Origin of the sequence: Marinomonas foliarum (assembly GCF_016906065.1) — a bacterium.
In the GTDB taxonomy this organism is placed as follows: domain Bacteria; phylum Pseudomonadota; class Gammaproteobacteria; order Pseudomonadales; family Marinomonadaceae; genus Marinomonas; species Marinomonas foliarum.
Map to the genome: position 1 here is coordinate 2,432,295 of NZ_CP070273.1, position 19,816 is coordinate 2,452,110.

22 protein-coding genes and 2 tRNA genes are annotated in these 19,816 nt (G+C 44.0%); 19 read left to right on the plus strand and 5 right to left on the minus strand.

The genetic code is table 11. The features are described from left to right. Window positions 1-24: 24 nt before the first annotated feature. Window positions 25-750 (minus strand): FadR/GntR family transcriptional regulator, encoded by a 726-nt coding sequence (locus tag JSY38_RS11205; protein WP_205113306.1) that lies wholly within the window; start codon window positions 748-750, stop codon window positions 25-27. 267 nt (window positions 751-1,017) lie between these two features. On the opposite strand from JSY38_RS11205, the gene JSY38_RS11210 reads away from it, so the two are divergent. The 5 genes from JSY38_RS11210 (at window position 1,018) to JSY38_RS11230 (ending at window position 5,799) form a co-directional block, all read left to right on the plus strand. After that, window positions 1,018-2,016: a TRAP transporter substrate-binding protein gene (locus JSY38_RS11210; RefSeq protein WP_205113307.1), complete on the plus strand. Its 999-nt coding sequence runs from the start codon at window positions 1,018-1,020 to the stop codon at window positions 2,014-2,016. Window positions 2,017-2,100: 84 nt separating this feature from the next. Continuing rightward, a complete protein-coding gene (locus JSY38_RS11215; protein WP_205113308.1) occupies window positions 2,101-2,643 on the plus strand; it encodes a TRAP transporter small permease in 543 nt (180 codons plus the stop codon). A 1-nt stretch (window position 2,644) separates the two neighbouring features. Beyond that, complete coding sequence (locus JSY38_RS11220) at window positions 2,645-3,928, plus strand: TRAP transporter large permease (RefSeq protein WP_205113309.1); 1,284 nt, start codon at window positions 2,645-2,647, stop codon at window positions 3,926-3,928. 34 nt (window positions 3,929-3,962) lie between these two features. Further along, window positions 3,963-4,757: an NAD-dependent epimerase/dehydratase family protein gene (locus tag JSY38_RS11225; protein WP_205113310.1), complete on the plus strand. Its 795-nt coding sequence runs from the start codon at window positions 3,963-3,965 to the stop codon at window positions 4,755-4,757. A gap of 130 nt (window positions 4,758-4,887) precedes the next feature. Next, window positions 4,888-5,799: a 5-dehydro-4-deoxyglucarate dehydratase gene (locus JSY38_RS11230; protein WP_205113311.1), complete on the plus strand. Its 912-nt coding sequence runs from the start codon at window positions 4,888-4,890 to the stop codon at window positions 5,797-5,799. A gap of 147 nt (window positions 5,800-5,946) precedes the next feature. Here the strand turns inward: JSY38_RS11230 and JSY38_RS11235 are convergent, their stop codons facing one another. Further along, entirely contained in the window at window positions 5,947-6,792 is an 846-nt protein-coding gene (locus JSY38_RS11235; RefSeq protein ID WP_205113312.1) for an isopenicillin N synthase family dioxygenase, read from the minus strand. Between the two features lie 97 nt (window positions 6,793-6,889). Further along, window positions 6,890-7,045 carry a hypothetical protein gene (locus JSY38_RS11240; RefSeq protein WP_205113313.1) on the minus strand — a complete coding sequence of 52 codons (156 nt, stop codon included), beginning with the start codon at window positions 7,043-7,045 and terminating at the stop codon, window positions 6,890-6,892. A 298-nt stretch (window positions 7,046-7,343) separates the two neighbouring features. Between JSY38_RS11240 and JSY38_RS11245 the strand changes: the two genes are divergently transcribed. The 12 genes from JSY38_RS11245 to JSY38_RS11300 all read left to right on the plus strand — a co-directional run bounded on the left by JSY38_RS11245 (window position 7,344) and on the right by JSY38_RS11300 (window position 17,727). Further along, window positions 7,344-7,916, plus strand: a complete 573-nt coding sequence (locus tag JSY38_RS11245; protein ID WP_239543952.1) for a YqgE/AlgH family protein — start codon at window positions 7,344-7,346, stop codon at window positions 7,914-7,916. Beyond that, window positions 7,916-8,386, plus strand: a complete 471-nt coding sequence (ruvX, locus tag JSY38_RS11250; protein WP_114412983.1) for a Holliday junction resolvase RuvX — start codon at window positions 7,916-7,918, stop codon at window positions 8,384-8,386. The genes JSY38_RS11245 and ruvX overlap by 1 nt, the downstream gene beginning before the upstream one ends. 55 nt (window positions 8,387-8,441) lie before the next feature. After that, the gene (pyrR, locus tag JSY38_RS11255; protein WP_114412985.1) at window positions 8,442-8,939 is read left to right on the plus strand and encodes a bifunctional pyr operon transcriptional regulator/uracil phosphoribosyltransferase PyrR; all 498 of its coding nucleotides are present in this window, start codon (window positions 8,442-8,444) and stop codon (window positions 8,937-8,939) included. A gap of 237 nt (window positions 8,940-9,176) precedes the next feature. Continuing rightward, window positions 9,177-10,181: an aspartate carbamoyltransferase catalytic subunit gene (locus tag JSY38_RS11260; RefSeq protein ID WP_114412987.1), complete on the plus strand. Its 1,005-nt coding sequence runs from the start codon at window positions 9,177-9,179 to the stop codon at window positions 10,179-10,181. Between the two features lies 1 nt (window position 10,182). After that, window positions 10,183-11,460, plus strand: a complete 1,278-nt coding sequence (locus JSY38_RS11265) for a dihydroorotase (protein ID WP_205113314.1) — start codon at window positions 10,183-10,185, stop codon at window positions 11,458-11,460. Window positions 11,461-11,580: 120 nt separating this feature from the next. Beyond that, on the plus strand, window positions 11,581-12,687 hold the full coding sequence (locus JSY38_RS11270; protein ID WP_239543953.1) for a GGDEF domain-containing protein: 1,107 nt from the start codon (window positions 11,581-11,583) through the stop codon (window positions 12,685-12,687). A 122-nt stretch (window positions 12,688-12,809) separates the two neighbouring features. After that, window positions 12,810-13,538 (plus strand): YggS family pyridoxal phosphate-dependent enzyme, encoded by a 729-nt coding sequence (locus JSY38_RS11275; protein WP_205113315.1) that lies wholly within the window; start codon window positions 12,810-12,812, stop codon window positions 13,536-13,538. A gap of 77 nt (window positions 13,539-13,615) precedes the next feature. After that, the gene (proC, locus tag JSY38_RS11280) at window positions 13,616-14,443 is read left to right on the plus strand and encodes a pyrroline-5-carboxylate reductase (RefSeq protein ID WP_205113316.1); all 828 of its coding nucleotides are present in this window, start codon (window positions 13,616-13,618) and stop codon (window positions 14,441-14,443) included. 18 nt (window positions 14,444-14,461) lie between these two features. Continuing rightward, entirely contained in the window at window positions 14,462-15,004 is a 543-nt protein-coding gene (locus JSY38_RS11285; protein ID WP_205113317.1) for a YggT family protein, read from the plus strand. A gap of 169 nt (window positions 15,005-15,173) precedes the next feature. Next, window positions 15,174-15,659, plus strand: coding sequence for a pantetheine-phosphate adenylyltransferase (coaD, locus tag JSY38_RS11290; RefSeq protein ID WP_205113318.1), 486 nt, complete (start codon window positions 15,174-15,176; stop codon window positions 15,657-15,659). Between the two features lie 66 nt (window positions 15,660-15,725). Continuing rightward, window positions 15,726-15,977, plus strand: a complete 252-nt coding sequence (locus JSY38_RS11295) for a YfhL family 4Fe-4S dicluster ferredoxin (RefSeq protein ID WP_113917485.1) — start codon at window positions 15,726-15,728, stop codon at window positions 15,975-15,977. Window positions 15,978-15,996: 19 nt separating this feature from the next. After that, on the plus strand, window positions 15,997-17,727 hold the full coding sequence (locus JSY38_RS11300; RefSeq protein WP_275586993.1) for a potassium/proton antiporter: 1,731 nt from the start codon (window positions 15,997-15,999) through the stop codon (window positions 17,725-17,727). Between the two features lie 18 nt (window positions 17,728-17,745). Here the strand turns inward: JSY38_RS11300 and JSY38_RS11305 are convergent, their stop codons facing one another. Continuing rightward, window positions 17,746-18,849: a potassium channel protein gene (locus tag JSY38_RS11305; protein ID WP_205113320.1), complete on the minus strand. Its 1,104-nt coding sequence runs from the start codon at window positions 18,847-18,849 to the stop codon at window positions 17,746-17,748. A 14-nt stretch (window positions 18,850-18,863) separates the two neighbouring features. Continuing rightward, the gene (gene trmL, locus JSY38_RS11310; protein ID WP_205113321.1) at window positions 18,864-19,337 is read right to left on the minus strand and encodes a tRNA (uridine(34)/cytosine(34)/5-carboxymethylaminomethyluridine(34)-2'-O)-methyltransferase TrmL; all 474 of its coding nucleotides are present in this window, start codon (window positions 19,335-19,337) and stop codon (window positions 18,864-18,866) included. Window positions 19,338-19,456: 119 nt separating this feature from the next. On the opposite strand from trmL, the gene JSY38_RS11315 reads away from it, so the two are divergent. Both JSY38_RS11315 and JSY38_RS11320 read left to right on the plus strand, forming a co-directional pair. Continuing rightward, window positions 19,457-19,532, plus strand: a tRNA-Phe gene (locus JSY38_RS11315). An 84-nt stretch (window positions 19,533-19,616) separates the two neighbouring features. Then, a tRNA-Phe gene (locus JSY38_RS11320) sits at window positions 19,617-19,692 on the plus strand. Window positions 19,693-19,816 lie beyond the last annotated feature (124 nt).

The following is a 19,816-nucleotide window of genomic DNA, read 5'->3' on the forward strand; positions in this document are numbered from 1 at the left end:
GAGATAAGCGTTTGGCCAGTCATACTATGAATGGCCTCTGTCTATTTCCCTTATTAACTCTCTATATCGTCTAAGCCCATTCGTTAAGTGGGTTTTCATCGCTTTTCTTGCGGCTTCTACGTCTTTTTCGGCATAGGCATCAATGATGGCTTTATGTTCTTCTATTAATATTTTTTCAAGATCAGGTTTCTGAATTAGGTTCGCCTCATCATGTAGGCGAGTGCGTGGGATAGAGCGCTTAGCTAATATGGATAATAGATCCACAAAATGCTGGTTGTTGCTTGCGCTAGCAATGGCATGGTGAAAATCATAGTCTTCTTTTTCAGCATTTTGCTGATTTTTCAGCTGGCGCTCTAGCAGGTCAAAACACCGATAAATTTCTGCTTCTTGCGCTAGTGAACTGCGTGATATAGCTAATGCAATACTTTCAACCTCAAGTGCAATGCGGATTTCGATCGTCTCTATGATCGCTGTTAAGGTCATCTCACCTTGCGCTAAGCTTGCTACTGTTTCCGTTTTTGGGCTGGATACAAACACTCCTACACCCTGTTTTGCTTCGACTAAACCTTCAGCCTTAAGAGTAGCGATGGCTTCACGAAGGACGGTTCTGCTTACTCCCATTTCTGCTATTAAGCTTGGCTCTGTTGGTAGTTTATCTCCAGGAACGAGCTTTTCTTGAGCTATTTTTTCCCGTAGACGTATCGCTGTCAGTTGTGGAAGGCGCAATTTGGTGTTGTCTTTTTCTGGCATTTTTATAATGACCTGTTACTTCTCAATTTACATTACGTGCATAAGCGGTCGATAAGTATATCACATATGATGACTCTGTTTTTTCTTTAAATTATGGCTGTTTTATAGGAGAAATACAGTCTTTTTAGATTTAGTCATATGATGTCTGTTGTAATACAACTAAATCTTATGATACAAATTAATTGTTGGTGATATGTGTTTGCTTAAACGGTCATCTCGACAACATAAACCGCCACCGATAATGGTGACGAAAAAGGAGAAATAACAATGATAAAAAAATTTTCCACTAAAAAAATCGGGTCTGCTTTACTGGTTAGTGGTGCTTTAGCGGCTTCATGTTTTGCGCCCTTAGCGCAAGCGGATTGGAAGGGGTGGAATGTCCATCCAGCTGGCTATCCTGTAACGGTTGCGATGGAGTCTTTTATAAAAGAGGCTGAGAAAGCGACCGATGGTCGTGTCAGTGGCCGAGTTTATAATGGCGCTATTCTTGGTAGCCAAGAAGATGCTATCCAAATGATGCAAGTTGGCGGTATCGATTTTGCAGAATTTAACTTAGGCCCTATAGGCGCCTCTGTTCCAGAAGTAAATGTCGTTTCTTTACCATTTATTTTTAAAAGTGTTGAACACATGCATCGGGTTATGGATGGACCTGTTGGTGACGAGCTAAGTAAGGCAATGGAGAAGAAGGGGATTATTTCCCTAGCTTGGTATGATTCTGGCTCTCGCTCATTTTACGATTCACGTAAGCCGATAAAAACACCAGAAGACATGAAAGGCCTGAAGTTTCGTGTAATGAATAATGAACTTTATGTTGGCATGGTAGAAGCGCTTGGTGGTAACGCGACGCCAATGGCTTATTCTGAAGTTTACCAGTCTCTTAAAACTGGGGTAGTGGATGGTGCTGAAAATAACTGGCCATCATATGACTCTAGTAACCATTTCGAAGTGGCAAAATATTATTCTTTGACTCAGCACCTTATCTTGCCTGAAACCTTGAGTGTCAGTGCAAAAGCATGGGCTAAGTTGTCTCCAGCAGATCAAAAGGCAGTTCGTAAAGCGGCACAAGACAGTGCAATGCTTGAACGCAAACTATGGGCAGAAAAAGTCACCGAGAGCCGTCAAAAGCTAATCGACGCAGGTATTGAAATTACAGAGATCAAAGATAAATCGGCCTTCCAAGATGCAATGGCACCCGTTTATGCGAAAGCGGTTAAAGATAACCCTACTTTGGCTCCATTAATCGAAAAAATTCGCAACACGAACTAAATCGTAGAGTGAAGTAAGCGCCGTCATCTAATACTTTGGTGTTGGGTGGCGGTAATTCGATGATTTTTTATCGCGAGTAATGTGATGAATTCTTCTTCTATAAAAGAACCCGTCGTGAAGCGTTTTCTTGATCTGCTGTCAGTCATTGCGATGAGCATGTCTGGCGTTTGCATGGTCATTCTTGTTGTCTCGTTCGGTTGGTTAGTATTTGGTCGTTATGTGTTGAATGACACCCCAACTTGGGTCGAGCAAATGGCCATGTTGTTGGTTACTACGATCACGTTTTTAGGTGCGTCAGTTGGTATTCATCAACGTACGCATTTAAGTGTTGAAATGCTGTCTTTGGTGCTACCAGAGAAGAGCATGAAATGTGTCGATATTTTTATTGATCTAACGCTATTCGTGTTTGGTGTTGCTATGGCTTATTACAGCCATGAACTGGCATCTTTTGCTTGGAGTCGCAACATTCCTCTATTGGGTATTCCCGATGGCATTCGTTATATTCCAGTGGTGACTGCGGGAATTCTAATTTCTCTTTTCTCTTCCTACCGTGTATTCAATGGCGTAGCCGCACTGTGTTCGCCTCAGGAAACCGTGAATAAATCTGCTCCAAAAGGGGACCGATAACATGGGTTTAGCAATTTTATTAGGCATTTTTGCCTTGTTAACTGTGGTTGGTGTGCCGGTAGCTTTTGCTCTGGGCATGGCTGCGATCAGTGCGTTTTGGTACGAAGGTCTGCCACTTATGATTGGTTTTCAGCGCATTGTGGCCGGCATGTCTACCTTCTCTCTATTGGCTATTCCATTTTTTATTTTTGCCGGTGAGCTCATGCTGCATGGTGGGATTGCTGCACGTTTGATTCGCTTAGCGTCTGCCAGTGTTGGTTGGATGCGTGGCGGTTTAGGACAGGTTAACGTCTTCTCTAGTATGTTGTTCGGCGGTATTTCTGGATCAGCGGTAGCGGATGTATCGGCACTAGGGTCTTTGCTTATACCTGTGATGAAGGAAAAAGGCTATGACGATGATTATGCAGTGAATGTCACGGTAAGCTCTTCTATCGCAGGCATTATGATTCCGCCTAGTCATAATATGATTTTATATGTGGTCGCAGCAGGTGGCGGTATTTCCGTTGCTAGCTTGTTTATTGCAGGCATAGTGCCCGGTATTTTGATGTGTTTGATGTTGGGTTTTGTCGCTCGTTGGATCGCGATTCGTAGGAACTTTCCAACTGAACAATTTGCGGGGTGGCGTTTTGTCTTTGTGGCGTTTATTGCCTCTTTCCCTGGCTTAATTACCGCGATCATTGTGGTGGGTGGCGCATTATCTGGCATCTTTACCGTGACTGAGTCAGGGGCTATAGGTGCCTTATATGCAATAGTCATTACAGGGTTTGTTTATCGCTCTTTAAGCTTAAAAGACTTTTGGATTGCTGTTATCCGTTCGGTAAAAACAACAGGGATGGTGATGATTTTAGTTGGCTGTGCAGGCGCATTTGGATACATGCTGGCTCTCTATGAAGTACCAAAAGTGCTAGCTAGTGCGCTTACGTCTGTTTCGGATAATCCGATAGTCATCTTTTTGCTAATGAACCTGATTTTGCTTTTGTTAGGCATGATTATGGACATGGCAGCACTGATTCTAATTTGTACTCCTATTTTCTTACCGGTTGCCGTTAGTTTGGGCATGGATCCAGTCCAGTTTGGCATCATGTTGATGATGAACTTAGGGTTGGGGCTTTGTACACCGCCTGTTGGTGGCTGTTTGTTTGTGGGTTGTGCCATTGGTGAGGTGCCAATACAAAGAGCTGTGAAGAGTATTTGGCCATTTTACTTGGCGATGCTGGCAGCGCTGATGCTGGTGACATATATCCCTGCTGTGTCTATGACTTTGCCTAGCTGGATTAACCCATAACGATAGGGTCATTGCTGTGGCCATAGGAGTAAAAATGAAACGTGTTTTGATCACTGGCGCTGCTGGCCATTTAGGTAATGTTATGCGTCCCCGATTAAATGATTGGGCGACAGAAGTTCGCCTTTCTGACATTACCAAAGTAGATAATATAAAAGCGAACGAACAGTTTGTGCAGTGCGATCTAGGGGATGCCGCTGCGGTTATGTCCCTTGTTGAAGGATGTGATGCCATTGTTCACTTTGGAGGGGTATCAACAGAGAATACGTTTGATAATATCTTAAATGGAAACATAAAAGGTGCTTACAATTTATATGAAGCCGCCAGGAAAAATGGTGTAAAGCGTATCTTTTTTGCTAGTTCCAATCATGTGGTTGGTTTTCATGATAGAGAAACACTTTTAGATGCTCACTGCGCAATGCGACCTGACAGTATGTATGGGCTATCGAAATGCTTTGGTGAGCTATTGGCACAGTATTATTACGATAAATTTGGTATTGAATCGGCAGTAGTTCGCATTGGTTCTTGTTTTCCCAAACCGAGTAACCGTCGCATGTTATCGACTTGGTTAAGTGAAGGGGATTTGTCAGACTTGATCAAAAAAGTATATGCCGCAGATCGATTAGGTTGCACGGTTATATATGGTGTATCTGACAACCCAAGCACGTGGTGGGATAACCGCCACGCCAAATTTATAGGTTGGACACCAAAGGATTCATCTGCGGTGTTTGAAAATGAAGCGTATTTGCAAGAAGAGCAGGCAGACCCAAATGATCCAGCAGTCCGTTTTCAAGGAGGGGGATTTGCCTGCGCAGGGCATTTCGAAGATTAGCGTTACAACTTAGTTTATTTCGATTAAATCAAATCGGTTCATAAGGTTTATTGCTCGATTTATTGGGCAGGGCTTTGTGCTGCCAAAATAAGAGCTTTTTACCCAAAAAATAACAAAAAAGGATGATTCTATGACACTTTCTGTCGAGCGTATTCGAGCTTCTCTTAGCGATGGTTTGCTTTCGTTTCCAATTACAGACTTTGATGAAAAAGGCCAATTTAACCCAGAAACCTATAAGGCGCGCATTGAGTGGTTTATTGAGCATGATGTGTCTGCTGTTTTTGTTGCGGGTGGTACAGGGGAATTTTTCTCTTTGGATTTAGCAGAATACAAACAGATTGTTAAAATTGCTGTGGAGACTGTGGCCGGGCGGGTACCTGTGATCGCCAGTGCGGGGCGGAGTGTGGCTGAAGCTAAGGCGTTCGTTCTTGCCGCCGAAGAGGTTGGCTGTGATGGTATTCTCTTAATGCCTCCATTTTTAACAGAGTGCCCAGAAGACGGTATTATTGAATACGCGTCTCAGATTATGCAAAGCAGCCCTATTCAGTTCATTTACTATAACCGTGGTAACGGTATTTTAGGGGCGGAAAATGTTAAATTATTGGCTGCGAATAACCCAAATTTAATTGCACTAAAAGATGGTGTGGGCAATATTGCAGCCTTGAATGATACGATTAAAACGGTAGGCGATAGACTGGTATACATCGGTGGTGTGCCAACGGCGGAGATCTTTGCTGAGGCCTATCTTTCGATCGGCGTAAATACCTATTCTTCTGCGGTATTTAACTTTATGCCAGGTATGGCAAACCGTTTTTACAAGGCATTGCGAGAGGGAAATAAAGCCGTCGTTACCTCTATTATTCAAGACTTCTTTATTCCATTTTGTCGTCTACGGGATGAGAAAAAAGGTTATGCAGTTAGCCTTATCAAATCGGGGGCATCAGCGATCGGTCGATCTGCAGGGGAAGTCAGAGCGCCTTTAACTATGCCGACGAGTGAGCAAGAAAATCGGCTTAAAGCCCTAATCGACGCGAATAAATAGAGGTCTTCACTGCTACCCTAATGCTTGCTGGGAGTTGAAATGTCAAATTTCGATGCACTGTGCATGTCTCTTAGTTTTTAATAAAAAAGCCGCTGTTCATATCAATATGAGCAGCGGCTTTTTTGCATTTTACTTTATTAGTAACTACTAGGCGGGTAAAACACCTAATTCCACTAAGCGTTCATGTAAATAGCTTTTTGCCGTATGGCGTGCGGAAAGCACGACTTCCGGCTTCGGATGTAAGAACAGAGGCAGAGAAATACGCGATTTGGTTTTGTCTGCGCCTTCTGGGTTTATTACACGGTGCGACGTTGATGGGAAATACCCACCAGAGGCTTCTTGCAGCATGTCGCCAATGTTGACGATTAATGTACCAAAGTCGCAAGGTACATCCATCCAAGTGCCGTCTTTTGCTTTGACCTGTAACCCTGGCTCGTTGGCAGAAGGCAATATCGTCAATAGATTAATGTCTTCATGGGCACCTGCTCGAATCGCACCGAGCTCTTCATCACCCTTTAGTGGTGGGTAATGCAAGATACGCAGTAAGGTTTGCTGGCTATTTTCTACCATGCTGGAGAGTGGCTGTGTGTAATGCTTTGCCACGTCAGCTGGAGAGTGTTCTTCTACCCAAGCCAGTAGTTCCTCTGCCAAGCTGGTGGCTTCGCCATAATATTGTTCTAAAGATGGCTTCTGCTTTGCTGGGCATTGTCCCCAAGGGTAGTAATGGAAGTATTCTTTTATATCTCGCTTGGTGTGGCCTTTTGCTGTTTCGGCTACTTTTGGCGAGAAGTAACCATCTTGTGGACCAACATTGTAGCGATAATCGTACTTGCTCTCATCCGCAAAGAATTCTTGCCAATCTTTGTAGATAGCACTAACGAGTTCTTTTTTGATTGGATGGTTTTTAAGGACACCAAAGCCTGTTTCACGAAGGGATTTTACAAAGTCTTCTGCGGCGGTTGGGCTTTTGTAGTCAATAGCTTGTAATTGCATGATTGTTTCCTATAGGCCAAATATTGGCTTTTTGTCTGAATAAGTACCGTTTGATAATAGATGGATACGGAGAATTTTCGAGAACAATATAGGGAATCTAAGACGACCAGCCACTGTGGAAAAAATAACGCAAATCGACGGTTTCGGCTTGATAATGCTGAATCCATTGCGCCAAACTCATCGCGTGCAGACGATCAAATATCGCAGCGTTAGCTGATTCAATTTGTACGTGTTGTGATGATGTTAAGGGCACTACCTGCCTCCTAAACGCATGGTTTTTTTAATCCTATATAAAGGATCAGAAGTGTTAGTTTACTGTTTGAAAAGTAAGTTTTGAAGGGATTCAGTAATAAATTGTCACAGAGGGGTGGGTTAATTCTCAGTTTGTCCTATACTGCAGGGGTCGGCTATCCACATTTGCCGTCTTCTTTAGCACTTCTCTACTGTCTATTTTTTCGTTTTTGTTGGCAAGTTTGGTCTCAGGTTCAAGTACTTCTTAGGTTTTAATAACAGGCGCTTTCGTTGCGCTGTCATCAATTTAAAGAGGGCACATGACTATGAATGCATTTTTCGATTCTTTTAAAAATCACTTTTTAATTTCAATGCCACACCTAGATGACCCACATTTTGAACATACTGTTATTTATCTTTGTGAACACACCAAAGCTGGTGCCATGGGGATTATTATCAATCGTCCCTCAAATGTTGATTTTACCGAATTGGCAGACCATCTTGGAATTCAAATTCACAGCCCACGTTTAACCTCTGAACCAATTTACACAGGTGGTCCAGTGGAATCGGAGCGTGGTTTCATATTGCATACTGCAGATAAAGTTTGGAGTAACACGCTACGTGTTACCGACGACATTTCCCTGTCCGCGTCCTTAGAGGCGTTAGAAGAAATCGCGCAAGGCGCTGGCCCTGAAGCCTTTCGTATTACGTTAGGTTGTGCCGGTTGGGATGCAGGTCAGCTGGAAGGTGAGATCGCCAATAATGATTGGCTGGTATGTGAGGCGGATTTAGACGTATTATTCCACACACCAAGTGATATGCAATTTACTGCCGCGACACGCGTGTTGGGAATTGATATTACAAGACTTTCACCGGATATAGGACATGGTTAATGACAGCGTCAATCTCGACAGAAATGTCTTTAGACGATAACCAGAAGCCCAATACTGCTCGTTCAGTATTGGGCTTTGATTTTGGCACAACACGAATGGGAGTGGCAATTGGTCAAAGTATTACAGGTACTGCCCGCCCACTGAATCCATTAAAGGCAAAAGATGGCATTCCTAATTGGGATGAGATTACCCGTATCGTTGAAGAGTGGAAGCCGGATGCGTTTGTTGTTGGTTTACCCTTAGATATGGATGGTACAGAAAATGAGATGTGTCAACGTGCACGCAAGTTTGCCAAACGCTTGCATGGACGTTTTAACCTTCCTTACCATATGATGGACGAACGCTTGTCTTCTTATGAAGCCAAAGGGCAGGTTATTGCCCGCGGGGGAAATCGTAATTTTAAAGATAACTCGGTGGATGGTTTGGCTGCTCAAATGATTGTCGAAACATGGTTTGCAGAATCGAGTTAAGCGAACGGGTTTGAATAGCAGTTTTTACGAATTTATTAGCAAGGTTTGAGAAATAATGAAGTTAGATTTAGAGAAATCTCTAGCGTCAATGAAAGTGCAATTAGCAGCCTATTGTGAGCAGAAAAGCATTGAAGACGCGATTGTAGTTGGTATTCATTCTGGTGGTGTTTGGGTGGCAGAACGCTTGATGGCAGCTGTGCCAACGAGTGAACCTTTGGCTACGCTTGATATTACCTTTTACCGTGATGATTTTACCAAAGCCGGTTTGAATCCTAAGGTGAATCAAACCTTGTTGCCTGCAATCGAAGATCGTCACGTTATATTGGTTGATGATGTACTTATGTCTGGTCGTACTATTCGCGCAGCGATGAATGAAATCTTTGATTTTGGCCGACCAGCCAGTGTGACTTTAGCCATCCTTTATGATCTTGGCCAACATGAGTTGCCGATTGCGGCGGATATTGTGGGTGAGCGATTGACACTTAATCCTGAACAAAGGGTTAAGTTGGTAGGGCCAGAAAACTTAAGTGTCTCGGTCATTGATGCTCATTAATATGCGCGACAAAGCTTTATTTTTTGTCAAACACGTACGACAATTAACGTATGGATAAGATTGACGGTGCGGCGGTTGCAAGAATGACATTTCATCAGAAAACAGGATGGAATAACCGTTACGTGTCATTAATGCCCGGTTGCAGATTGCCTGTACCGGGCATTTTCCTATCTAGACTTCCTATTTAAAATAGAGAATGACGACCATGTCGTCTTTGCAGTTTGAGGAAAGCAAACCATGATGCGATCCGAACCTCGGGCATTACAGTTAAATGAACACGGCCAGCTTAAGCATTTCCTAACGTTGGATGGATTAGATAAGACCATTTTGACGGAGATTCTGGATCGAGCCGACTCCTTTCTTTCGATGGGCGAACAGTCTGTAAAGAAAGTTCCTCTGCTACGTGGTAAAACCGTAGTCAATTTATTTTTCGAAAACTCTACTCGTACGCGCACAACTTTTGAATTGGCCGCCAAACGCTTGTCTGCCGATGTTATCAATTTAAATATTGAAACATCAGCTACATCAAAGGGGGAATCCTTGCTGGATACCCTAAAAAACTTGGAAGCTATGCAAAGCGACATGTTTATTGTTCGCCATTCAGACAGTGGTGCAGCGCATTTTATTGCTGAGCACTGCACGCCAAATGTTGCCATTATCAATGCAGGCGATGGCCGTCATGCGCACCCAACACAAGCTATGTTAGATATGCTGACGATTCGTCGTCACAAGGGAGGCTTTGAAGGGCTAAAAGTCGCTATTGTTGGCGACATTCTTCATTCTCGGGTAGCACGTTCACAACTTCAAGCGCTAACAACATTGGGTGTGAGTGAAGTGCGTTTGGTTGGTCCTAAAACATTAGTGCCTAGTTTCTTTGCTGAAATGGGTGCGACGATTTGCCATGATCTAGAAGCCGGTCTAAAAGGTGTCGACGTGGTGGTTATGCTGCGTTTGCAAAAAGAACGCATGAAAGGCGCTTTGTTGCCAAGTGAAAGCGAATTTTATCGTTTGTATGGTTTGACTGAAGAGACGCTTGCTTGGGCAAAACCGGATGCCATTGTGATGCACCCAGGCCCAATTAATCGTGGCGTAGAGATTTCATCAGAGGTTGCTGACGGTAAACATTCAGTTATTTTGGATCAAGTAACCAACGGTATTGCAGTGCGCATGGCGGTATTGTCTATGGCCATGAGTGGGCAACTGCAAAGTGATGAATCGTCAGCTGTGAAGGATGAAGAATAGTATGAAATTACGTATTCAAAACGGTCGTTTGATCGACCCAAGTCAAGACATCGACGCAGTAACAGAATTATTCATCGATAATCAAAAAATCGTTGCGATCGGTGAGGCGCCAGAAGGTTTTGAAAACGCCGAGGTGGTTGATGCCTCTGGTCAGTGGATTTTACCTGGGCTAGTGGACCTTGCAGTGGCACTGCGTGAGCCTGGTCAAACTCAAAAAGGCAGCATTGCGACAGAAGGTCGTGCAGCTGTCGCCGGCGGTATTACTACCTTGGTCTGCCCACCAGACACGCGACCTATTGTCGATACGCCTGCAGTGGCGGCATTGATTCAAGACAAAGCCGATGAAGCTGGAATGGCGAATGTGTTTCCGATTGGCGCATTGACTCAAGGTCTAGAAGGCGCACAACTGAGTAACATGGTTGCTTTAACTGAAGCTGGCTGTATTGCACTGTCGAATCATCGTCACCCAATGGTCAGTACTAAAGTGTTGTCTCGAGCGCTTGAATACGCAGCGACACACGATTTGTTGGTGGTCTTCCATCCCGATGAGTCCAGCCTTTCAGAAGGTGGCTGTGCCCATGAAGGCTTGATGTCGACTATGCATGGTTTGGCGGGTATTCCTGAAGAAGCGGAAACCATCGCCTTAATGCGCGATTTATTACTGGTCGAGAAAACTGGCGTACGTGCGCACTTTGCTCGCCTGTCTTGTGCCAAGTCTGTCGAAATGATCGCTGACGCAAAAGCGTCCGGTTTGGATGTGACTGCGGATGTTGCAGTGCATAACTTGCTGCTAAACGATCAAGTGCTAGGTGGTTTTGATGGCCATTTTCATGTGTTGCCACCTTTGCGGAGCGATGAAGATCGCTTGACGCTTATCGAGGGCATCAAGGCGGGTGTGATTACAGCAATCTGTTCTGATCATCAGCCTCATGAAAAAATGGCAAAAACTGCGCCTTTTGCTGCAACTGAACCAGGCATGGCAAACGTCGAGGTATTATTGCCATTGGCTATGTTGCTAATGGACGAAGGGGATTTGGATTTCACTACGGTTTTGAAGTGCTTAACCTCTGGTCCAGCGGCTTGTTTTGGTTTAGAGGCGGGTTCTTTATCCGTGGGTAGTTTTGCTGACTTTACCCTATTTGATAGCACTGTGCGCTGGACTTGGGATTACGAAGGGCGCAGGACAAAAGGCCATAATTCGCCTTACTTTGGTGAGGAGTTTGTAGGTCGAGTGCTGACGACATACATTTCTGGCCAACGCGTTTATCAAGTGGCATAAACGCTCTGTAGTGTAAGGTCTAGCTAAGTTTTTATTCGGCTAGACCTTACTATTTCTTTACTTTTACTATTCGGCCGTTACTCTAGTTTGAATTACAAACGGATGTGGTTTTAATCTTTTATGTCTAATGCCCCCTCAAATATACTGCTAGAGCAGCAGCAAACCTTGCTCTCTCGTATTGCATACCTTGAAAAAGAGCGAGACTTCATAAAAAAGTTGTACAGTGGCATGCCTCAAATGCTGCAGACAATTTCAAAAGGTGCTTTGCTTAGTTCCTTGCTGGATAGCTTTAAAACTAAGATGCAAGCACAGCTGCCGAATGCATATTGTTTGTTTCTTACCACTGATAAAGATTGCCTACAGTGGCGCCTACAATACACAGACTCTGTTAATACTGCATTGCTCAATTCGAATAATTTCCTTAGCAAAATCCCCCAAGCTTTAGTGACCTTTGCTGCAAGCCCTTCTTGCCCACAGCGCCATGATGAAGAAATTCAAAGCGCATCAGGATGGAAAGTTTGGCAGTCGTTTATTAATGAACGGGGTTTTTCTGATGTATCTATGGTCAGTGTGTCGGACGGACAAGGTTCTATTTATCTGATGTTAGTATTCCAGCGAGACGCGCATCGATTAGAAAGTGATCTGATGATGTTGGCGTTGGATAATTACGCGTCTTGGTTGAGCGCGGTATTTGAAAGAGAGCAGGCAGATTTATTATTGCTGGAAGACAGTCATCGAGATCCAACAACTGGTTTGCTTAGACGATACAGTTTTGAGAATAGTTTTGGCATCATTCTGAAAGACTCCCGTCGCCATTTTTTACGCGCAGCGTTATTTTCAATTAGGGTTCTTTCTTCGTCCGCAATAAAAGAAACAGAATTAAAAGCGTTGGCTGAAGTGATGCAAGATACTGTGCGTGATAATGACCTAATTGCCTATTTTGGTGGGCGAGAACTGGTGATGGGAATTCGTATCCAGCATTTAGCAGATGCTGAAGTGGTGGCGCAAAAGTTACAGAAATCACTCAATTCACCAAAGTTCACTGACTATGCTTTGTTACAAGGAGGCTTGTCTATCGGTATTGCTTTTTACCCAGAGCATTCATCCCTTGAGTCTCTTTATGCAGCAGCGTCGTTGGCAGCTAATTCTTTGGGAAATGTCCCTGGCTATCGAATAGAATTTCATGGCAATTGTTTTCAATCCAGTGCGGACTTTTATTCTCTTTAAGCTTTTTTCAGCCTTTTAAAAGAATGCTATGCTTCGCCTTTTGTGGCGCTTCCTTTATTATCGGTTAGATGTATTGGAATAACCGTTAGATTTAATAACGATAACAAAGAGGCGTGGCAGACATGGCGACTGAAGTAGAGCTCAACGACACCAAAGAAATTAGAGCGAATTTAGCGGTCGTCTCTCAACAGATTGAAGAGCTTGAGCTGCAATATGATCGGACAGCAGGCAGTGTTCGTTTATTGGCAGTGAGTAAAACCAAACCCATTGAAGCAATAAAAGCCGCCTACGATGTAGGGCAACGAGCATTTGGTGAGAACTATGTGCAAGAAGCCGTAGAAAAACATCATGCTTTAGCGCACTTAGACGACCTTGAATGGCATTTCATTGGCCCTATCCAATCTAACAAGTCTCGTTTAATTGCCGAATCAATGGATTGGGTTCATTCCGTTGACCGGGAGAAAATTGCTCGTCGTCTTAGTGAGCAGCGCCCAGATAACATGCCGCCATTAAATGTCTGTATTCAAATAAATATCAGCGGTGAAGAAAGCAAAGCGGGCGTATCCTTGTCTGAATTGAAGGACATGGTGGCTTTAGTTTCCAGTTTGCCAAATTTGCAGCTCAGGGGCTTAATGGCGATTCCTGCGCCACAGGACAATTTTGCCGCGCAATGTCTTGTGTATGCGCCTTTACATCAGGCGTTCATTGAATTATCCAAATCCGATAGCATGATAGATACCTTGTCTATCGGTATGTCTGGTGATTTACCCGCGGCCATTGCGTCTTGCAGTACCATGGTTCGTGTGGGCACGGCAATTTTCGGTGCGCGAGACTATTCTGCTAAGGCATGATGGGCTGTATCGTAATAAAACTTTAAAACAGACGGCGATAAAGCCTCTGCTACAAGAATGAAATAATAGGATTTGAAATGACACCAAGCATTGCTTTTATCGGCGTTGGGAATATGGCGAGAGCCATTTTTAGTGGTTTGCTGGCGAGTGGTTATCCTGCTGATAAAATCATGGGAACCTCTAGAACACCGGAAAAACGCGAATATTACCAACAGCAATACGGCATTTCCATGCTTTCAGAGAATGAGCAAGCTGTGAACGAAGCGGATGTTGTTGTGTTGTGTGTGAAGCCAGCACAAATGCAAATGGTTGTTGAAGAGTTTGCCTCCTTTGTCCGTGAAGACCAGTTGTTTATTTCAGTAGCGGCTGGTGTGGAACTGAATGCACTGGCGACCTGGTTAGGTAAACCGGCTGCTGTAGTGCGTAGTATGCCAAACACGCCTTCTCAGCTGGGTGCTGGTATGACGGGCTTGATTGCCAACCAATACACAAATGAATCTCAGAAAGAATGGGTAAGCGAGCTTTTTGCAAGCATTGGTAGTTCAGTGTGGATAGAAGACGAAATACACATGCACACAGTGACGGCATTATCAGGAAGTGCGCCAGCGTACTTCTTCCGTTTTGTAGAAGCGATGGTAAAAAATGCCAAAGAACAAGGGCTAGATGAAGAGACAAGTCGTCAGCTAGCCAGCCACGCTATGTTAGGTGCGGCACGAATGATTGTTGAATTAGAAGACCCGATTGATCAATTAAGAAAGAATATTACTTCGCCAAAGGGAACGACAGAGCAAGCTTTGTTGTCTTTTGAGGCGGCTGATATTGATAAAATAGTCGCGAATGCTATGTATGCGTGTGCTGAGCGCTCGAAAGAGATGGCAAAAACTTTTTCTGCTAAGAAAGATTAATTTAAGGACATAGATAACATGTACTCAGATCCATTTGTAATGCTAGTAAAGGTTATTTGTAACCTGTACTTATTTATTGTGTTGTTGCGTTTGGTATTGCAACTGACGAGAGCAGATTTTTATAACCCGATTAGCCAAGGCATTGTGAAAGCAACCAGCCCTATCGTATTGCCTTTGCGAAAAGTGATTCCCGCTATTGGTCGTTTGGACACAGCATCGCTGTTGTTGGCTTTTTTAGTGCAATTTATCACAGTTGCATTAGTTGTAATGATTAGCGGAGCTGTAATCTCTTCGGCCAGTTATGCTATTTACACGGTTGCAGGAACCCTTTATCACCTGCTTGATCTGTATTTCTGGGCCATGCTTATTTCTGTTATTTTGAGCTGGGTTGCACCGGGTGCGAATCATCCAGGCGCTATGCTGGTTGGGCAAATAACGGCTCCTTTGTATCGTACTTGTCAGCGATTTATTCCAACGTTAGGTGGTCTTGACCTGTCGCCGATATTTATCTTCTTGGCGATTTCATTCTTGAAGCAAATGCTGGCTCCTTACAGTATTTAGTAGCATAGAATTAGGTGCAATGGGGTCGATACATAGTGGACTGTGTTTCGACGAATTGAGAACAAGGTCGTATTCCTATATGATGCGACCCCTGAATGGGAATTAGAGCGCATTTATAGCGCCAGCAGCCCGACATGTTCTCCTTTATTAATTTTTTTGGATGAAAGCTATGAGTACGATTGCGGTTTATCCTGGGACATTTGACCCTATTACAAACGGCCATACGGATTTGGTTGAACGCGCATCAAAGCTATTTAACAAAGTTATTGTAGCGGTGGCAGCGAGCCCGAAAAAGCGTCCAGCCCTGTCTCATGAACTGCGTATTTCATTGGCGAAAACGGTATTGGGCCATTTGCCCAATGTAGAAGTAGTGGGTTTTGATAACTTGTTAACAGAGTTTACTCGTTCGGTGAATGGTCAAGTGGTTATTCGCGGTCTTCGAGCGGTGTCAGATTTCGAGTATGAATTTCAATTAGCCAATATGAATCGTGCGATTGCACCTGATGTAGAAAGTATTTTTCTGACACCTTCAGAGAAGCACTCTTATATTTCTTCAACATTGGTTCGAGAAATTGCGTCGTTGAATGGTGACTTTGGGCAATTCGTTAGCCCAGAAGTAAAATGTGTTTTACAGGAACACTATAAAACCATTTAATCTTGGTTTTGTTCATTGTCGTTATTTATACCGCTGAATATATTATGGCGGTTTTAGGAGAGAATTATGTCTCTTATTATTACTGATGAATGCATCAATTGTGATGTGTGCGAACCTGAATGTCCGAACGAGGCCATTTCTCAAGGTGAAGAAATATATGTAATTGAGCCATCAAAGTGCACCGAATGTGTTGGCCATTTTGATGAGCCTCAATGTCAGCAAGTTTGCCCTGTTGACTGCATACCTCTGGATCCAAACCGTAAGGAAACAGAAGAGCAGTTGATGGAAAAATATTTAACGCTTACAGGTCAACTGTAGCTTATAGGTTGTTGCTGCTATCGACGCTAATAGTTTTATCTTTTTAGCGGGGATATTGCTATTAGTTAGTATTCTCGCAAGCTCATTTACTGTTCGTGTCGGCTTACCTTTATTACTTGTCTTTCTCGGTATCGGGATGTTGGCAGGGGAGGACGGGGTAGGCCGATTGGATTTCGACAATCCAAATCTTGCCTTCTTCGTTGGTAATCTCGCATTGGCTGTCATTCTTCTAGATGGCGGTATGCAAACCAAAACCAGCACTTTCCGTGTGGCCTTATGGCCATCTTTGTCGCTTGCTACTCTTGGTGTTGTGTTAACCACGGCGTCCGTTGGTACATTCGCTGCTTGGCTTTTAGACGTTAAACTCATTTATGGTTTATTACTGGGGGCCATTGTTGGCTCCACCGATGCGGCTGCAGTATTTAGTTTACTGCGCAATAGCGGCGTTAAACTTAATGAGCGAGTGGGCGGCACGTTAGAAATCGAATCGGGTGCCAATGATCCGATGGCAATCTTACTGGTGGTGATGCTGACTGGCTTGCTGCAAAGTTCTGAGCCGCTAAGTGTGTTGGCGTTCCTAGGGCAAATGGTACAGCAGTTTGCGATCGGTGGTGTGTTAGGCGTGCTTGGCGGCAAGCTGCTATTAATGGTTTTGCGTCGTGTACCTCTAATCGAAGGCTTGTACGCACTGCTGATTATCGCATTTGGTTTGGCGATGTTCTCAGGCGTAAATATTATTGGTGGTAGTGGTTTTCTGGCGGTTTATCTTGTTGGGCTGACCGTTGGTAATGGTCGGATCAAACAGCAAGAAGCTATTTCACAAGTTATGGATGGTTTGGCTTGGTTAGCTCAAGCAGGCATGTTCTTATTGCTAGGTTTGTTAGTAACGCCTTCAAGTCTGCTGACCCATGGCTGGCAGGCGGTTGCAATAGCTGCTTTCTTGATTTTTGTTGCTCGCCCTGTTGCCGTAATTCTTTGCTTGTTGCCATTCGATTTTCGTTGGCCTGAACGTTTTTATATCAGTTGGGTGGGGTTGCGTGGTGCGGTACCGATTGTCTTGGCGCTATATCCTGTCATTGCAGGGCTGTCTAATTCGGAATTGCTATTCGAAATTACCTTCACGGTCGTACTCATCTCTTTATTGTTACAAGGCTCAACCGTGCCGCAAGTAGCACGCTGGTTGAAAATTGAAGTGCCACCCGCACCAGCTCCTACCACAAGCTTCTCTTTGATTAGCGATGCAAATGCAAACCACTCATTAGAATTGTACGAATTCTTAGTGCAAGCCGATGGTGTGCGTATACCAAGCACTATTCTCCAGAATGTGCCGAGTGAAACGGTTTCTACGCCTCAGCTCGTATCGCTGGTACGTAATCAACAGCCAATGGTAGTTGACGCACAAACAGAGCTGAAGTCTTGTGACCGCATTTGGATGCTACTTCACCCTGGTGATGTGAATGATGTTGCGCAAATATTTTCGCAGAAAGCCTCGTCGTCTTTCTTATTGCAGAACTTCTTTGGTGAGTTTGCCATTCGCGGCGATGCGTCTTTGATTGATTTGGCAAAAGTGTACGGTGTCCCACTTGATGGTATTGATGAATCAGACACCGCAGCAGAATTGTTGCAGCGCCAATTAGGTAAGCATTTGGTGGTGGGTGACCGAGTGCGTTTCGGCAATATACGACTAACCATAAGGCAAATGAACGGTGGGGAAATCGAAGTCATTGGGCTTAAGCTTCAAGATAAGTAAGCTAAAGCCCAATCTTAGTTAAGTGTTAAATAACCGTCTTATTTCTTCGCTTGATGGGATAGCTTGATCATAGTTGATCAGTACAATAAGTCCCTCGGCATCGATGGTCGACTTCGCCTGAGGGTGAGTCACTATGCTGCCATCCTTATGAACATAGCCTAGCGCTGTCCCTATGTCTTTCTGGATCAGTGTGGTGACGACTTTTGCCCATACAACATTATGTAAGACCACATTTAGTCGAATAGTATGGTCGCCTTGGTGTCGAAACAGGTCCTCTAATACTTGCTCAGTGCCTGGAGCAATCAAAGAGCGCACCAGCATTTCTGGGTAAGCGCGTACGGGTCTAATGACTGCTTTAGCTCCGGCGTCTTTAAACCTAGGACGGTTCGAATCATTAACGGCCTCAGCCATAATGAACGCGGTCGAGTTAAGTGCTTTTATGCGATGTAAGATGTCAAAGGTTAAGCTGTCAGAATGGATTTCTTGGTTATCGCGGCACAGCACAATAATGTATTTTGCTGTGTCTGCTCCTGCCGATTCCAACATGCCATCTTCTAACGCATCTCCAGTATGATGAACCACGCCTTGGGATCTTAGGGTCAACGGTAAGCCGTCTGGGAAGGCCTCTGTGAGTATTTGGATTGGCACATCGACTAATTCTGGTGTTTGGCAAATTTGGTCTACTAAGAGCTCTAAATAACGCTCAGAGTCGTACTGCGGAGTATTAATAATAAGAATATGATTTTGCATGTCATCCCATCTCATTCGGCCTTTAATACGCATTTCTTTGCGCGATAGCCTGATTTCAACATAGTCACTAGCAATTTGAGCAAGCAGGGTTATCCCCATACCATAGATTAAAACAATGGTAGAAAACTGCCCCCAAAAAGTGGCGGCAGAAATATCGCCATAACCTGTGGTACTGGCCGACGTCATAGTTAACCAAAAGGCTTGCCACCAATTTAGGTCTTCAAAGAAAACCATCGCTAAACTATGGAAGCCAATAACGCCCGCCAAGAAGATGAGGCGTTTTTTTAGATCGCTGGTATCGTGAAGATGTACTTTTTTACGAAATTGGCGGCGACTGTTTTTTTTCTTTAAAAGCAGTGAAAGAGAATTCATCGTACCTCTGCTGGTTATTCGCTGTCTGCAGGCATAGCATAACCCAGCTGACGCCAAGATTCGTATACCATCACCGCGACTGTATTAGATAGATTCAGACTGCGAGAGTTCGCTTGCATTGGCAAGCGTAAACGCTGAGCTGGAGGTAAAGCATCAATAAACTCTGCTGGCAATCCACGAGTTTCTGGACCAAACACCAAGACATCATTTTCGGCAAAGTTTGCTTCACTGTGTGTACGGCTGCCTTTAGTCGTTAGCGCATAAACAGTGCCTATCTCATTTTGATCAACAAACGCCTGAAAATCAGGATAGCGTTTTAGGCGAGTGAACTCGTGATAATCCAACCCAGCTCGACGTAGTTTTTTATCTTCTAACTCAAAACCTAATGGCTCGATAAGATGAAGGTGATAGCCCGTGTTCGCACACAATCGAATGACATTGCCTGTGTTAGGCGGTATTTCTGGTTGGTAAAGTACAATATGCAGCATGGTATTATCTCCTTGATATAGGAAGATAATACCAGAGCAGCAGAAGAAACTAAGATTTTAATTTTTTTTCAAAAAAACTATTGACCCTAAAAAAGGTTTCTCTATAATACGCCCCACTTGCCCAGATAGCTCAGTCGGTAGAGCAGAGGATTGAAAATCCTCGTGTCGGCGGTTCGATTCCGTCTCTGGGCACCATGATTAAGAGAAAGCCTGCTATTTTAGCAGGCTTTTTTTTGGTCAAAATGGCTTGCTCATCTCCATAGTCATTTTTTTCTATTTGCCCAGATAGCTCAGTCGGTAGAGCAGAGGATTGAAAATCCTCGTGTCGGCGGTTCGATTCCGTCTCTGGGCACCATTGTAATTTCTTAAACCTCCTTTTAAATACTGAATGGCTCTCTTTTATTCGAGCGATCTCATTTCGTTTTTATTATGCTCATTTTTAATAAGTCCCTGAAACTTCGCTGTTCACACAATGTCAT